12 protein-coding genes are annotated in these 14,310 nt (G+C 63.5%); all 12 read left to right on the top strand.

Annotated features, from left to right (window positions below):
• Positions 1-232: 232 nt before the first annotated feature.
• A complete protein-coding gene (locus ACODSZ_RS12610; RefSeq protein ID WP_488927709.1) occupies positions 233-1,690 on the top strand; it encodes a high affinity choline transporter 1 in 1,458 nt (485 codons plus the stop codon).
• A 198-nt stretch (positions 1,691-1,888) separates the two neighbouring features.
• Positions 1,889-2,632 carry a trehalose-phosphatase gene (otsB, locus tag ACODSZ_RS12605; RefSeq protein WP_008334313.1) on the top strand — a complete coding sequence of 248 codons (744 nt, stop codon included), beginning with the start codon at positions 1,889-1,891 and terminating at the stop codon, positions 2,630-2,632.
• 88 nt (positions 2,633-2,720) lie between these two features.
• Positions 2,721-4,610, top strand: a complete 1,890-nt coding sequence (locus ACODSZ_RS12600) for a glycoside hydrolase family 15 protein (protein ID WP_008334315.1) — start codon at positions 2,721-2,723, stop codon at positions 4,608-4,610.
• On the top strand, positions 4,610-6,004 hold the full coding sequence (gene otsA / locus ACODSZ_RS12595) for an alpha,alpha-trehalose-phosphate synthase (UDP-forming) (RefSeq protein WP_175342982.1): 1,395 nt from the start codon (positions 4,610-4,612) through the stop codon (positions 6,002-6,004). Before ACODSZ_RS12600 ends, otsA begins: the two co-directional genes overlap by 1 nt.
• Before the next feature lie 178 nt (positions 6,005-6,182).
• Positions 6,183-6,539 (top strand): FmdB family zinc ribbon protein, encoded by a 357-nt coding sequence (locus ACODSZ_RS12590; protein WP_034351585.1) that lies wholly within the window; start codon positions 6,183-6,185, stop codon positions 6,537-6,539.
• Positions 6,540-6,557: 18 nt separating this feature from the next.
• The gene (locus ACODSZ_RS12585; RefSeq protein ID WP_175342981.1) at positions 6,558-7,193 is read left to right on the top strand and encodes a DUF502 domain-containing protein; all 636 of its coding nucleotides are present in this window, start codon (positions 6,558-6,560) and stop codon (positions 7,191-7,193) included.
• 95 nt (positions 7,194-7,288) lie between these two features.
• Entirely contained in the window at positions 7,289-9,094 is a 1,806-nt protein-coding gene (gene aspS / locus ACODSZ_RS12580) for an aspartate--tRNA ligase (RefSeq protein ID WP_112068518.1), read from the top strand.
• 247 nt (positions 9,095-9,341) lie between these two features.
• Positions 9,342-10,643: an MFS transporter gene (locus tag ACODSZ_RS12575; protein ID WP_008334331.1), complete on the top strand. Its 1,302-nt coding sequence runs from the start codon at positions 9,342-9,344 to the stop codon at positions 10,641-10,643.
• Positions 10,644-10,651: 8 nt separating this feature from the next.
• Positions 10,652-11,881 (top strand): metal-dependent hydrolase family protein, encoded by a 1,230-nt coding sequence (locus tag ACODSZ_RS12570; protein WP_175342980.1) that lies wholly within the window; start codon positions 10,652-10,654, stop codon positions 11,879-11,881.
• A gap of 120 nt (positions 11,882-12,001) precedes the next feature.
• Positions 12,002-12,907, top strand: a complete 906-nt coding sequence (locus ACODSZ_RS12565; protein WP_488927708.1) for a LysR substrate-binding domain-containing protein — start codon at positions 12,002-12,004, stop codon at positions 12,905-12,907.
• A gap of 48 nt (positions 12,908-12,955) precedes the next feature.
• Positions 12,956-13,459, top strand: a complete 504-nt coding sequence (gene nudB / locus ACODSZ_RS12560) for a dihydroneopterin triphosphate diphosphatase (protein WP_488927707.1) — start codon at positions 12,956-12,958, stop codon at positions 13,457-13,459.
• Between the two features lie 53 nt (positions 13,460-13,512).
• Positions 13,513-14,310: an endonuclease/exonuclease/phosphatase family protein gene (locus ACODSZ_RS12555; protein ID WP_175342978.1), complete on the top strand. Its 798-nt coding sequence runs from the start codon at positions 13,513-13,515 to the stop codon at positions 14,308-14,310.

The raw sequence follows: 14,310 nt of genomic DNA, 5'->3' as shown, positions 1-14,310 counted from the left end.
CGGTGGTGCAGCAGGCTTCACTTCCGCTTCAATCCTCCCTGACAACATCTTCAATGCCGACCGCCTGCGGGCAGGAGCAATTCTTGCTTGCGCAGCAGACCGCCCGTACTGGCTGGCCAGCGCGGCTGTGGCCTGACGGCGACAGATGAAAAGTCTTGCCGCAAGCGGCTTTGCGCGAGGAAGTTGCCGCTATAATGCGCGTTTTTCTTACCCCCCCTGCAAGGAAAAAGGCATGAATGCACTGCTCTGGTTCGTCGTCCTCTATTGGGTCATCTCGGTCGGAATCGGCTTGTATGCCACCCGCTATGTGAAGAGTTCGAAGGACTACGCCGTGGCCGGCCGTTCGCTGCCGATGTCGGTGGTGACCGCGACCGTCTTTGCGACCTGGTTCGGGTCCGAGGCCGTGCTGGGCGTGTCCTCGACCTTCCTTCAGGAGGGCTTGGGCGGTATCGTGGCCGATCCCTTCGGCTCCTCCCTGTGCCTGATCCTGGTTGGCGTTTTCTTCGCCAAGCGGCTCTACCGCATGAATCTGCTGACCATCGGCGACTATTACAAGAAGCGCTTCGGTCGCGCTGCCGAAATGCTGGTCACGATCTGCATCGTCATTTCCTACCTGGGCTGGGTGGCCGCACAGATCAAGGCGCTGGGGCTGGTTTTCAATGTCGTCTCGGGTGGCTACATTCCCATGCACTGGGGCATGATCATCGGTGCCGGTAGCGTGCTGATCTATACCCTGATGGGGGGCATGTGGGCCGTTGCCATCACCGACTTCCTGCAGATGATCATCGTGGTGGTCGGTATGCTCTACATCGGATATGAAGTGTCGGGCATGGTCGGCGGGCCGGGAGTGGTCATCGCCCATGCGGCGGCGGCCGGCAAGTTCAATTTCTGGCCGGCGGCCGAACTGAAGGACGTGCTCTGGTTCTTTGCCGCCTGGATCACCATGATGCTGGGGTCGATCCCGCAGCAGGACGTGTTCCAGCGCGTGATGTCCTCCAAGAACGAGAACGTGGCGCGCAATGCCTCGGTGCTGGGGGGCGTGATCTATTTCTTCTTCGTCTTCATCCCGATCTTCCTGGCCTATTCGGCCACGCTGATCGATCCGGCCATGGTCTCGCGCCTGCTGGAAACTGACTCCCAGCTGGTGCTCCCGACCCTGATCATGGAAAAGATGCCGGTATTCGCCCAGGTGATGTTCTTCGGCGCGCTGCTGTCGGCCATCAAGAGCTGCGCCAGTGCGACACTGCTGGCCCCCTCGGTGACCTTCACCGAGAACGTCCTCAAGGAGATTCGCCCGTGGAAGAACGATCGTGAATTCCTCTTCTCGATGCGCGCCGTGGTGCTGCTCTTTACCGTAGGCGTGACCTCGCTGGCCCTCAACAGCCAGTCCAGCATCTACGAGATGGTCGAGAATGCCTACAAGGTCACTCTGGTCGCCGCCTTCGTGCCGCTGGCGTTCGGCGTGTACTGGCCGCGCGCCACCCGCCAGGGCGCGTTGATGGCCATGGTGCTGGGTCTGGTCTCCTGGATTGTCCTGGAATACCTGGCCCCGGATGGCCTGTGGCCGCCCCAACTGGCCGGTCTGCTGGTCTCCATCGGCGGCATGGTGGTCGGCTCCCTGATGCCCCAGGTGCTGGCCCCGGTTCCGCCCATGGCGGTGGCCCCGGCCGAGGGCAGCATGCAGTCCTGACCCTCTCCTGCCGCACTGAAACGGTCGCCCGGCCTTGCCGCGCGGCCGTTTTGTCTTTTTGCGCCAGCTCATCAGAACTGCTGGGCCAGCTGCTGTCAAAGAAGTTCGTCGCCGAAGTTTCGAATTTATTTGATATATGATTGGCAATAATTCGAGATCAAGCCGGAACTTATTTGCCTTACATCAACCTGAAATGGCATGACTGAGCACATTCGCCCCTACGATGTTGCTGCCGATGCGTTGTTTCTGGACTTCGACGGCACCCTGGTCGACCTGGCGCCCCAGCCTGAAGAGATCGTGGTACCGCCGCAGCTGATCACGCTCCTGCAGCGCATCCAGCAAGAATCGGACGGCGCGCTGGCCATCGTCAGCGGCCGCCCGCTTGATCAACTGGACTTCTTCCTGGCCCCGCTACGCCTGCCGGCGGCGGGCGTGCATGGTGCCGAGCGCCGCACGGCGGATGGCCGCATCCTGCAGCAGCCGGTGCCGGACGTGCATCATCTGCGCCAGCGCCTGCTGCCGCTGGTCGAGTCGCATGCCGGCTTGCAGCTTGAACTCAAGCGCGGGGCCCTGGCGCTGCATTACCGCCACGCCGCCCATCTGGAGCAGCGCTGCGTGGAAACCATGATGGATGCGCTGCGCCACGAACCCGGCTTTACCTTGCTGCACGGCAAGATGGTGGTGGAGGCCAAGCCGCACATCAACAAGGGCGATGCCGTCGCCGCCTTCCTGCATGAAGCGCCTTTCCGGGGCCGACGTCCTGTCTTCATCGGCGATGACGTCACCGATGAAGCCGGATTTGCCATCGCCCAGGGGGAGGTCTTCGGCGGACTTGGCATCAAGATCGGCACCGGTCCCAGTCAGGCTTTGCAGCGCCTGGCCGATCCGGCCGCCGTGCTGGACCTGCTGCGCCAGAGCGTGGAAGGGCGCAGCAACTCCTGAGAACCGTATTGCCGGCATGCCTGCCGGCCCCCGCAGCACATCGCCTTCCATCAAGAAATCTGATCCACAGAACAGAGCACGAGGAACCATGAGCCAGCCCAGTCCCGATCCGCGGCAAGAGTCGCAACCGCAGCCGCACTCCCAGACGCAGCATTCCGAACAACCGCATCTGGCCGCCCAGGCCCATGATCTGCCCTCGACCTCTTCGCTGGAGCTGGGCGTGATCGGCAATTGCGCCTTCTCGGCCCTGGTGGACAAGATGGGCCGCATCGTCTGGTGCTGCCTGCCGCGCTTCGACGGCGATCCGGTCTTCAATGCCCTGCTCGATCCCACCGACAATGGCGCACTGTGGTCTTTCCAGCTGGAGAATTTCTCCCACAGCGAGCAGTGGTATGAACCCAATACCGCGGTGCTGCGCACCCGCCTCTACGACACGCTGGGGCAGGGCATCGAGATCACCGACCTGGCGCCGCGCTTCCAGAGCCGTGGTCGTTTCTTCCGTCCGCTGCAACTGGTACGCCGCATCCATCCGCTTTCGGGGGCACCGCGCATGCGCGTGGTGCTGCGTCCGAAGTTCGACTGGGGCCGCGAAGTGCCGCCGCAGACACGCGGCAGCAACCATATCCGCTATGTCGGCCAGGAGCAGACCCTGCGCCTCAATACCGATGCGCCCATCAGCTACATCGTCGACGAGACCGCCTTCGTGGTCAGCCGCCCGTACAACTTCATTCTCGGCCCGGATGAAACTCTGCATGGCGGCATCAACGATACCGCCCGCGATTTCGAGCAGGAAACCACCGCCTATTGGCGCAACTGGAGCCGTGCCCTGGCCACCCCGCTGGAGTGGCAGGACGCGGTCATCCGTGCCGCCATCACGCTCAAATTGTCGGTCTATGAAGATACGGGCGCGATCATCGCCGCCATGACCACCAGCGTGCCCGAGGCACCGGGCAGCCAGCGCAACTGGGACTACCGTTATTGCTGGCTGCGTGACGCTTTCTTCGTGGTGCGTGCCCTCAACAGTCTCTCCGAGCTGGGCACCATGGAGGACTACCTGCGCTGGCTGACCAATGTGGTGGTGCGTTCCGGTGGCGGCCATGTGCAACCCCTGTATGGCATCGGCCTGGAAGAGGCGCTGCCCGAGCAGATCCTCGGCCACCTGCCGGGTTACCAGCACCACCAGCCGGTGCGCGTGGGCAACCAGGCTTACGAGCATTTCCAGCATGACGTCTACGGCAACATCGTGCTGGGTGCGGCGCAGGCTTTCCACGACATGCGCCTGCATCATCGCGCCGGCGCCGAGCACTTCCAGCATCTGGAAGCCGTAGGCGAACGTGCCTACGAGGTCTACAACCAGCCCGATGCCGGCATGTGGGAGCTGCGTACGCGCTCGCGCATCCATACCTCGTCGGCACTGATGAGCTGGGCCGCCTGTGACCGCCTGGCCAAGATCGCTGCGCGCGTCGACCTGCCCGAGCGTGCCCGCTACTGGGGCGACCGGGCCAAGGAAATCGGCGAGCGCATCCTCAGCGAAGCCTGGAACGAGCAACGCCAGGCCTATGCCGAAAGCTTCGGCGGCCGCGACCTGGATGCCAGCGTGTTGCTGATGGTGGAAGTGGGCCTGATTTCGCCTACCGATCCGCGCTTCATCTCCACCGTGGAAGCGCTGGAGAAATCGCTCTGCGATGGCCCCTACATGCGCCGCTACGAGGCTCCGGACGACTTCGGCCGTCCCGAGACCGCTTTCAACATCTGCACCTTCTGGCGCATCGACGCGCTGGCGCGCATCGGCCGCAAGGAGCAGGCGCGCGAGATCTTCCAGGCCATGCTGGATGCCCGCAACCACCTGGGCCTGTTGTCCGAGGACACGCATCCGGTCACGCGCCAGATGTGGGGCAACTTCCCGCAAACCTATTCGATGGTGGGCATCATCAACTGTGCGATGCGCCTGTCGGCATCGTGGGAGGCGGTAATCTGATGGCCAGACTCGTCGTTGTTTCCAATCGCCTTGCCGATCCACGCAAGCCTGCTGCGGGCGGTCTGGCCGTTGCCCTGGGCGAAACCCTCAAGAAGACCGGCGGACTCTGGTTCGGCTGGAGCGGCAAGGTCATCGAGAACGGCACGCCCGGCGAGGGTGAGCTGCGCGTCAACCAGGCCGGCCCGGTCACCCTGGCCGAACTCGACCTGTCGCAGGAAGACCATGATGCCTACTATCGCGGCTACGCCAATGGCGTGCTGTGGCCGGTGTTTCACTATCGGCTGGACCTGGCGCATTTCGAGGCGGGTCACCTGGGCGGCTATCGCCGGGTCAATCAGCTCTTCGCGCGTAAATTGTTTCCGCTGTTGAAGCGCGATGACATCGTCTGGATCCACGATTACCACCTCATCCCGCTGGCCGCCGAACTGCGCGCCATGGGCTGCGAGGCGCGCATCGGCTTCTTCCTGCACATCCCGCTGCCGCCGCCGCCCATCCTCACCGCCATCCCTTCGCATGAATGGCTCATGCGCGCACTGTTTGCCTACGATCTGGTGGGCTTCCAGAACCACGCCGACCTGCAGCACTTCGCCCAGTACGTCCAGGCCGAAGCGACCGCCGAGCCGGTCGGTCCCAACCAGTTCCGCGCCTTCAACCGCACGGTGCATGCCAATGCCTTCCCGATCGGCATCGATGTGGCCGAGTTCCAGCGCCTGGGTCAGGCCAGGGAGGCGCGCGATACCTATGAAAGTACCAAGGCCGAGTATTCACGCCGGCGCCTGCTGATCGGCGTGGACCGGCTGGATTACTCCAAGGGCCTGCCGCAGCGCATCCGCGCCTTCCGCGAGCTGCTGCGCCTGTATCCGGAGAACCGCCACAGCGCTACGCTCCTGCAGATTGCCTCACCCAGCCGCGAGGACGTGGAAGCCTACGGCGACATCCAGCGCGAGCTGGAAAGCCTGTGCGGTTCCATCAATGGCGACTTCGGCGACTTCGACTGGATGCCGATCCGCTACATCCACCGCACCGTGGCGCGCCGCCGCCTGCCCGGGCTGTACCGGGCCTGCGCCGTGGCCCTGGTCACGCCCCTGCGCGATGGCATGAATCTGGTGGCCAAGGAATTCGTCGCCGCCCAGGATCCGGACGATCCGGGCGTGCTGGTGCTGTCGCGCTTTGCGGGGGCCGCCGAGCAGATGAAACAGGCGCTCATCATCAACCCCTACGACACCCATGGTGCCGCCCAGGTGATTCAGCAGGCCCTGCAGATGTCGCAGAGCGAACGGCGCGAGCGCCACGCCGCGCTGATGGAGAACATCCGGCGGTTTGACGTCCATTGGTGGTGTAGTGAATTTCTCGACACCCTGCGCAGCAGCCGTGCCGCCCCGGTGGAGAGTTGAGCCGCAAAGGCAGCGCCGGCCGGGCAGGGTGGTGAATAAAATTTCCAAAAAGCAAATATTTGCCGGGTGCGGCGGTACAGGCCGTCGCGTCAGCGCATCGCCCGCGCGGGCAGGTTCAGTAAAACTCCGCCAAAAGCCTTTATAATTCAGGGTTTTGGAAGTTTTTTGCGGAGTTTTCATGCCCATTTACGCGTATCGCTGCCAAGCGTGTGGTTTTGCCAAGGATGTTTTGCAGAAGATCTCTGACGATGCGTTGACCGTTTGCCCCTCCTGCCACCAGGACAGTTTCCGCAAGCAGTTGACTGCGGCCGGCTTCCAGTTGAAGGGTTCGGGCTGGTATGTGACCGATTTCCGGGGCAATGGCAGTGGCTCGGCCAACAGCAAGGGTGCCAATGGCACCGGCATCGCCGGTTCCGCCGACGCCCCGGCCCCTGCTGCGGATGCTCCCGCTGCTGCGGCGCCGGCTGCTGCGGCCCCTGCGCCTGCACCTGCCGCGGCCCCTGCGGCGGCGCCCTCCACCCCCAGCGCCAGCTAACGAGGCCATCCTTCCCCCATGCGCAAATACTTCATCACGGGTCTGCTGATCCTGGTTCCCCTGGCCATCACGCTGTGGGTGCTGAACCTGATCATCAGTACCATGGACCAGTCGCTGCTGCTGTTGCCGGAGGCCTGGCGGCCGGCGCACTGGCTGGGCCACAACATCCCGGGCCTGGGCGCGATCCTGACCTTGCTCATCGTGTTCCTCACGGGCCTGGCCGCGCGCAACTTCATCGGTCGCCGCCTGGTCCTCTTGTGGGAAGGCATGCTGACCCGCATCCCGGTGGTGAAGTCGATCTACTCCAGCGTCAAGCAGGTCTCCGACACGCTGTTCTCGCCCTCCGGCAACGCCTTCCGCAAGGCCGTGCTGATCCAGTACCCGCGCCAGGGGTCGTGGACCATCGCCTTCCTGACCGGCGCGCCGGGTGGTGAAGTCAAGAACCATCTGCAGGGCGACTTCATCAGCGTGTATGTGCCCACCACGCCCAACCCGACTTCCGGTTTCTTCCTGATGCTGCCGCGTGCCGATGCCATCGAGCTCGACATGTCGGTGGATGCAGCCCTGAAGTACATCGTCTCCATGGGCGTGGTCGCCCCCGAGATGGTCACCGACAAGAAGATCATCACCGACGCGGCGGCACCGAAGAATTGAGGGGGCGACCGGCTCCTTGCCCGGCCAGCCCCACCTTCGCCCTTAGCGTCTTCTCTTTCGAATTCAACAAGAACACTGTCAACGGAATCACAACCATGTCCATGCGAACCCAATACTGTGGCCTCACTACCGAGGCACTGCTCGGCCAAACCGTCAGCCTGTGCGGCTGGGTGCACCGTCGCCGCGATCACGGCGGCGTGATCTTCATCGACTTGCGCGACCGTGAAGGCCTGGTCCAGGTGGTCTGCGACCCGGATCGCGCGGACGTCTTCAAGAACGCCGAATCGGTGCGCAACGAGTTCTGCCTGCGCATCACCGGTCTCGTGCGCAACCGTCCGGAAGGCACCACCAACGCCAACCTGAAGTCGGGCAAGATCGAAGTGCTGTGCCACGAACTGGAAGTGCTGAACCCGTCGGTGACGCCGCCGTTCCAGCTCGATGACGACAGCCTGTCCGAAACCACCCGCCTGACCCACCGCGTGCTGGACCTGCGTCGTCCGCAGATGCAGAACAACCTGCGCCTGCGCTACAAGGTCGCCATGGAAGTGCGCAAGTTCCTGGATGCGCAAGGCTTCATCGACATCGAAACCCCGATGCTGACCAAGTCCACCCCGGAAGGCGCCCGTGACTACCTGGTGCCCTCGCGCGTGAACGCCGGTGAATTCTTCGCCCTGCCGCAGTCGCCCCAGCTGTTCAAGCAGCTGCTGATGGTGGCCAACTTCGACCGCTACTACCAGATCACCAAGTGCTTCCGCGACGAAGACCTGCGCGCTGACCGCCAGCCCGAATTCACCCAGATCGACTGCGAAACTTCCTTCCTCAACGAACAGGAAATCCGTGACCTGTTCGAAGGCATGATCCGCCTGGTCTTCAAGAACGCGCTGGACATCGACCTGCCGAACCCCTTCCCGGTGATGGACTTCGCCACCGCCATGGGCATGTATGGTTCGGACAAGCCGGACATGCGCGTCAAGCTCGAATTCACCGAGCTGACCGATGTCATGAAGGACGTGGACTTCAAGGTCTTCTCGGGCGCTGCCAACAGCGAAGGCGGCCGCGTGGTCGGCCTGCGCGTGCCGGGCGGTGCTGAAATGCCGCGTTCGGAAATCGACGCCTACACCCAGTTCGTCGCCATCTACGGCGCCAAGGGCCTGGCCTACATCAAGGTCAATGAAAAGGCCAAGGGCCGTGACGGCCTGCAGTCGCCCATCGTCAAGAACATCCACGATGCGGCCCTGAACGCCATCATCGAGAAGACCGGCGCACAAGACGGCGACCTGATCTTCTTCGGTGCCGACAAGGCCAAGGTGGTCAACGACGCCATCGGCGCGCTGCGCGTGAAGATCGGCCACAGCGAATTCGGCAAGAAGAACGGCCTGTTCGATGACGCATGGCGTCCGCTGTGGGTGGTCGACTTCCCCATGTTCGAATACGACGAAGACGGCCAGCGCTGGGTGGCCCTGCACCACCCGTTCACCTCGCCCAAGGATGGCCACGAAGACTTCATCTCGACCAACCCGGGTGCGGCCATCGCCAAGGCCTACGACATGGTCCTGAACGGCTGGGAACTGGGCGGCGGCTCGGTCCGTATCCACCGCGCCGACGTGCAGAGCAAGGTGTTCCGCGCCCTGAAGATCGATGACGAAGAAGCCCGCCTGAAGTTCGGCTTCCTGCTGGACGCCCTGCAATACGGCGCGCCCCCGCACGGCGGCATCGCCTTCGGCCTGGACCGCCTGGTCACCATGATGGCCGGTGCCGAATCGATCCGCGACGTGATCGCCTTCCCCAAGACCCAGCGCGCCCAGTGCCTGCTGACCCATGCGCCTTCGGAAGTGGACGAGAAGCAGCTGCGCGAGCTGCACATCCGCCTGCGCAATACCGAGCCGGCAGTGAAGGCCTGATCGTCTTATCGATTTTCTCGATAAGCCCATCGAAAAAAGCGCGTGCAGAAATGCACGCGCTTTTTTCATTATCTCCGGCGCCTCGAATAATGGTTTAAATAATATAGATAATTAATCGCATAATTCACTAAATCATTTGCCGACGCATGCGCCCAGAGCATGGCTGCATGCACAGATATCATTTCCGCCTGCCCCTTGCTGACCCTATCATCGGCCGAACATTCAACGTCCGACATGAGGGGAGAGCATGCAAACAACGACATTACCAGCCGACGGGATTGCGCTGGTGACCAATCACCAGCGCCGCCGCGCGATCATTGCGACCGTGATCGGCAATGGTCTCGAATGGTTCGATTTCACCGTCTACAGTTTCTTCGCGGTGATCATCGCCAAGCTGTTTTTCCCCACCGGCAATGACCTGACCTCGCTGCTGCTGGCGGTGGCCACCTTCGGTGTCGGTTTCTTCATGCGCCCGGTGGGCGGCATCCTGCTGGGCATCTACGCCGACCGCGTGGGGCGCAAGGCCGCGCTGTCGGTCACCATCCTGCTCATGGCCGTGGGCACCACCATGATCGGACTGGCGCCGACTTATGACAGCGTGGGCCTGTTTGCGCCGCTCATCATCGTCCTGGCGCGGCTGCTGCAAGGCTTCTCGGCCGGTGGCGAAATGGGTAGCGCCACCGCCTTCCTGACCGAATATGCCCCCGAGCGTGAACGCGCCTATTACTCCAGCTGGATTCAGGCCAGCATCGGCGTGGCCGTGCTGCTGGGTGCGGCGGTGGGTACCTTCGTTACCGCCAGCCTGGATGCACAGGCACTGGCCAGCTGGGGCTGGCGCCTGCCTTTCCTGCTGGGCATCGTGATCGGTCCGGTCGGATACTACATCCGCAACCACCTTGAAGAGACCCCGACCTTCCTCGAAGAAAAGGACAAGACCGATTCGCCCTTGAAGGACGTGATCCGCAACTTCCCGCGCGAGACCTCGGCCAGCTTTTCCATGGTGATCCTGTGGACGGTCTGTACTTATGTTCTGCTGTTCTACATGCCGACCTACTCGGTCAAGGTCCTGAAGCTGCCGCAGACGACCGGGTTCATCGCCGGCATGGTGGGCGGGCTCTGCATCATGGTGCTGGCACCCATCGTCGGACGCCTGGCTGACCGCATCGGACGCCGTCCGCTGCTCTCCGGCTCGGCTGCGCTGATCCTGGTACTGGCCTATCCCATGTTTGCCTACATCAACAGCGCGCCCAGCCTGTCGACGCTGCTGATCTTCCAGCTGGTCTTCGGCACCCTGATTGCGGCCTATACCGGTCCCATCCTGGCGGCGTTCTCCGAACTGTTCCCGGCCAAGGTGCTCTCGACCGGGTTGTCGGTGGCCTACAACCTGGCCGTGACCATCTTCGGCGGATTCGCCTCCTTCTTCATCACCTGGCTCATCGCCGCCACCGGCAGCACCATGGCCCCGGCCTTCTACGTGATGATCGCCGCTGCCATCAGCTTCGTCGGCACCCGCTTCGTGCGTGAGCCGCAGTACCTGCAACAAACTTGATTTCTGACATGACCAAGATTCTCCTCAAGGGCGGCAACGTCCTCGATCCGGCGCTGGGCAGCCTGTTTCCGCGCCATGATGTCCTGATCGAAAAAGACCGCATTACCGAAGTTTCCTCCACCCCGCTGGAGGTGAGCGGCGCGCGCGTGATCGACGTGAGCGGCAAGACCGTCATGCCCGGCCTGATCGACTGCCACGTCCACGTGCTGGCTTCGCTGGCCAACCTGGGCCTGAACGCCTTGCAACCCGGCTCGCTGACCTCGATCCGTGCCTTGCCCATCGTCGAAGCCATGTTGAACCGCGGCTTCACCAGTGTGCGCGATGCCGGCGGTGCCGACTGGGGCCTGGCGCAAGCCATCGCCATCGGCCTGGTGCCGGGTCCGCGCATCTTCCCGTCGGGCAAGGCACTCTCGCAGACCGGTGGCCATGGCGATTTCCGCCCGCGTTCCGACGTGCTGGAGCCGTGCTCCTGCGCCTTCCGCGCCGGTGCCATTGCACGGGTGGCCGATGGGGTGGATGCGGTACGCCTGGCCGCGCGCGAGGAATTGCAGAAGGGCGCCACCCAGATCAAGATCATGGCCTCCGGTGGCGTCGCCTCGCCAACCGATCCCATCGGCAACACGCAATACAGCGAAGATGAAATCCGTGCCATCGTGGCCGAGGCCGAAGCCGCGCAGACCTACGTGATGGCGCATGCCTACACCGGCCGCGCCATTGCCCGCGCCGTGCGCTGTGGCGTGCGCACCATCGAGCACGGCAACCTGGTCGATGCCGAGGCTGCGCGCGTCATGCGCGAGCACGGCGCCTTCGTGGTGCCCACGCTGGTGACCTACGACTCGCTGGCCCGCGACGGTGCCCGCCTGGGTTTGCCGCCGGACTCGGTGGCCAAGATCGAATCGGTGCGCCAGGCTGGCCGCGACTCGCTGCGCATCTATGCCGAGCATGGCGTACAGATGGGCTTCGGCTCGGACCTGCTGGGCGAGATGCACCAGGACCAGTCGACCGAATTCCTGATCCGCGCAGAGATCCTCGGCAACCTGGAAACCATCCGTTCGGCGACCTCGATCGCCGCCGCCATCCTCCAGCGCGAAGGCGAACTGGGCACCGTGCGTAGCGGCGCCCTGGCCGACCTGATCGTGGTCGATGGCAACCCGCTGCAGGACATCACGCTGCTGACCGGGCAGGGCGAGCACCTGTCGCTGGTCATGCAGGCCGGCCACATCCACCGCACTCGCTGATCTGCGGCACCGCGTCCCTGCCGCCGCCGCTTTCCCTCTGCAACAGGAAAGCTGCGGCGGGCATGCTTTTCGCTCTACCATCTCGATCTGGATGAGACCTTTCGAGCTGGAGCGCCGACCATGCGTATATCGCCACTTCCCCCACTGCCTTCGCTGATCGCGTTTGAAGCCGCCATGCGCCATGGCAGCTTCACCCGCGCCGCTGCCGAACTGCACCTGACGCAAAGCGCCATCAGCCGCCAGATCGCCCAGCTGGAACGCTTTCTGGGCAAGAAGCTGTTCCTGCGCGAGCCGCGCGCCTTGCGCCTGACCGTCAGCGGCCAACGTTACGCGGCGCTGGTGCAGCGCCTGCTGGTCGATTGCGCCGAAGCCACCGAAGACATCATGAAACGCAAAGGCCACCAGGAACTGACGGTGGCCTGTTCGCAAGGCGTGGCCGTACTGTGGCTCACGCCGCGCCTGGCACGTTTTCGTGCTCTGCATCCGGATTGCCACCTGCGCCTGATCGTCAACGACAGCCTGGCCCAGCTCTCAGAAACCGATTTCGACATGGGCATCTATTTCCTGCGCGATGGTCCGCCCTCCGGTATGGCGGTGCGCCGGCTGTATGACGAAGAAGTATTTCCGGTCTGTTCCCCGGCCTATCTGCGCGGCCGTACCCTGACCCCGGCCGACCTGCGCCAAGAGACCCTGCTGATGCTGGAAGACGGGCAGCGGCAATGGATGTCCTGGCAGAACTGGATGGCACACAATGAAGTGCCGGATGCACGCATCGAGCACCAGATCCTGTCCAATCAATATCCCGTGCTGCTGCAACTGGCCATGGAAGGGCAGGGCATCGTGCTGGCCTGGCGCCACATGATCGATGCCTGCATACAGCAGGGGCTGCTGGTACCTGCCTGTGCGGCCAGCGCCAGCCTGGGCGGCGGCTATTACGCCGTGTGGCCGCGCGACCGTATCGAACACGCGGCTGCACGGGCCTTTCGCAGCTGGCTGGTCGCCCAGAGCGAGGCTTCGCTGCTCTGAAACGGCCGTCCCGATACAATGGAGCCTTTCCCGCATCACGGACAGGCCATGACGCAAGCCAAGCCCTACAAGATTCCCGAATCGGTGCTGGTGGTGATCCACAGCGCCGACCAGCATGTGCTGCTGATCGAACGCGCTGACCAGCCCGGCTTCTGGCAATCGGTTACCGGTTCCAAGGACAGCCTCGATGAGCCCTTGTCGGAGACCGCCCGACGCGAAGTCGAGGAAGAAACCGGCATCGTGGTCAGCGATGGCGGCGTAGACTCGATGCCGGGTGACGGAAACCGTGTGCCGCGCTCGCACCTGCGCGACTGGCAACTTTCCAACCTCTATGAAATCTATCCCGTCTGGCGGCATCGTTATGCGCCTGGCGTGACCAAGAATACCGAGCACGTCTTTGGCCTCCTGGTGCCGCGCGACATTCCCGTGACGCTGGCCCCGCGCGAGCACACCCGCCATGTGTGGCTGCCGTATCGCGAAGCGGCCGACCGCTGTTTCTCGCCTTCCAATGCCGAGGCGATCCTGCAGTTGCCGCGCCACCTCGCCCCATAGCACGGCCTTGCGCCAGGACGGCGCCGGACAAGAACAAGAGAAAGGCTGCATCGATGAAGCTGCGCGTTGCCACATACAACATCCACAAGGGCGTGACCTCCTTCGCTGGCCGCCCGCGCATCCTGGCGTTGAAGCAGGCGCTGGCACAACTGGATCCGGACATCCTGTTCCTGCAGGAAGTACAGGGCCGCCATGATCTCAACGCCTTGCGCCATGCCTCCAACTGGCCGCAGCAGGGACAGCACGAATACCTGGCTGGCGACACGCATCATGCCGCCTACGGCATGAACGCTGTCTATGACCATGGCCACCACGGCAATGCCCTGATCTCGCGCTTCGAAATCGCTTCCGTACGCAACCAGGATGTATCCGACCATGCCTACGAGTCACGCGGCATCCTGCATTGCGTGGTGCCGGTAGAAGGGGTGGAGGTGCATTGCTACGTGATCCACCTGGGCTTGTTCGCCGGGGGCAGGCGGCGCCAGATTGATGCGCTGATCCAGGCGGTGAGCACTTCCTCACCGCCCGATGCGCCCCTGCTGATTGCGGGAGATTTCAATGACTGGACCAACCAGTTGAGCCGGACCTTGTACCACAACCTGGGCGTGACCGAGGTATTCGATCAGCCGCAAGCGAAGTCACGCGGTGTCATGCAGGGCTTGCGCCGGCTCGGTGGCCTGTCGGCCACGATTCGTCCGGCGCGCACCTTTCCGGCCATGATGCCGTGGCTGCGACTGGACCGCATCTACGTGCGTGGTTTCCGGGTGGAGACGGCAGAGGTCTTGAAGGATGGCCCCTGGGCGCGCCTGTCGGATCATGCACCCATCGTCACCGAACTTCACCTGGCCTGA

The sequence above is a fragment of the Herbaspirillum sp. FG34 genome, assembly GCF_057809315.1.
This window is presented reverse-complemented; position numbering and strand designations above follow the sequence as displayed.

Coding starts and splice junctions, on each gene's coding strand:
- ACODSZ_RS12610 (WP_488927709.1), top strand. CDS start 233: ATGAATGCACTGCTCTGGTTCGTCGTCCTCTATTGGGTCATCTCGGTC.
- otsB (WP_008334313.1), top strand. CDS start 1,889: ATGACTGAGCACATTCGCCCCTACGATGTTGCTGCCGATGCGTTGTTT.
- otsA (WP_175342982.1), top strand. CDS start 4,610: ATGGCCAGACTCGTCGTTGTTTCCAATCGCCTTGCCGATCCACGCAAG.
- ACODSZ_RS12570 (WP_175342980.1), top strand. CDS start 10,652: ATGACCAAGATTCTCCTCAAGGGCGGCAACGTCCTCGATCCGGCGCTG.
- ACODSZ_RS12565 (WP_488927708.1), top strand. CDS start 12,002: ATGCGTATATCGCCACTTCCCCCACTGCCTTCGCTGATCGCGTTTGAA.
- ACODSZ_RS12575 (WP_008334331.1), top strand. CDS start 9,342: ATGCAAACAACGACATTACCAGCCGACGGGATTGCGCTGGTGACCAAT.
- aspS (WP_112068518.1), top strand. CDS start 7,289: ATGTCCATGCGAACCCAATACTGTGGCCTCACTACCGAGGCACTGCTC.
- ACODSZ_RS12600 (WP_008334315.1), top strand. CDS start 2,721: ATGAGCCAGCCCAGTCCCGATCCGCGGCAAGAGTCGCAACCGCAGCCG.
- ACODSZ_RS12590 (WP_034351585.1), top strand. CDS start 6,183: ATGCCCATTTACGCGTATCGCTGCCAAGCGTGTGGTTTTGCCAAGGAT.
- ACODSZ_RS12585 (WP_175342981.1), top strand. CDS start 6,558: ATGCGCAAATACTTCATCACGGGTCTGCTGATCCTGGTTCCCCTGGCC.
- nudB (WP_488927707.1), top strand. CDS start 12,956: ATGACGCAAGCCAAGCCCTACAAGATTCCCGAATCGGTGCTGGTGGTG.
- ACODSZ_RS12555 (WP_175342978.1), top strand. CDS start 13,513: ATGAAGCTGCGCGTTGCCACATACAACATCCACAAGGGCGTGACCTCC.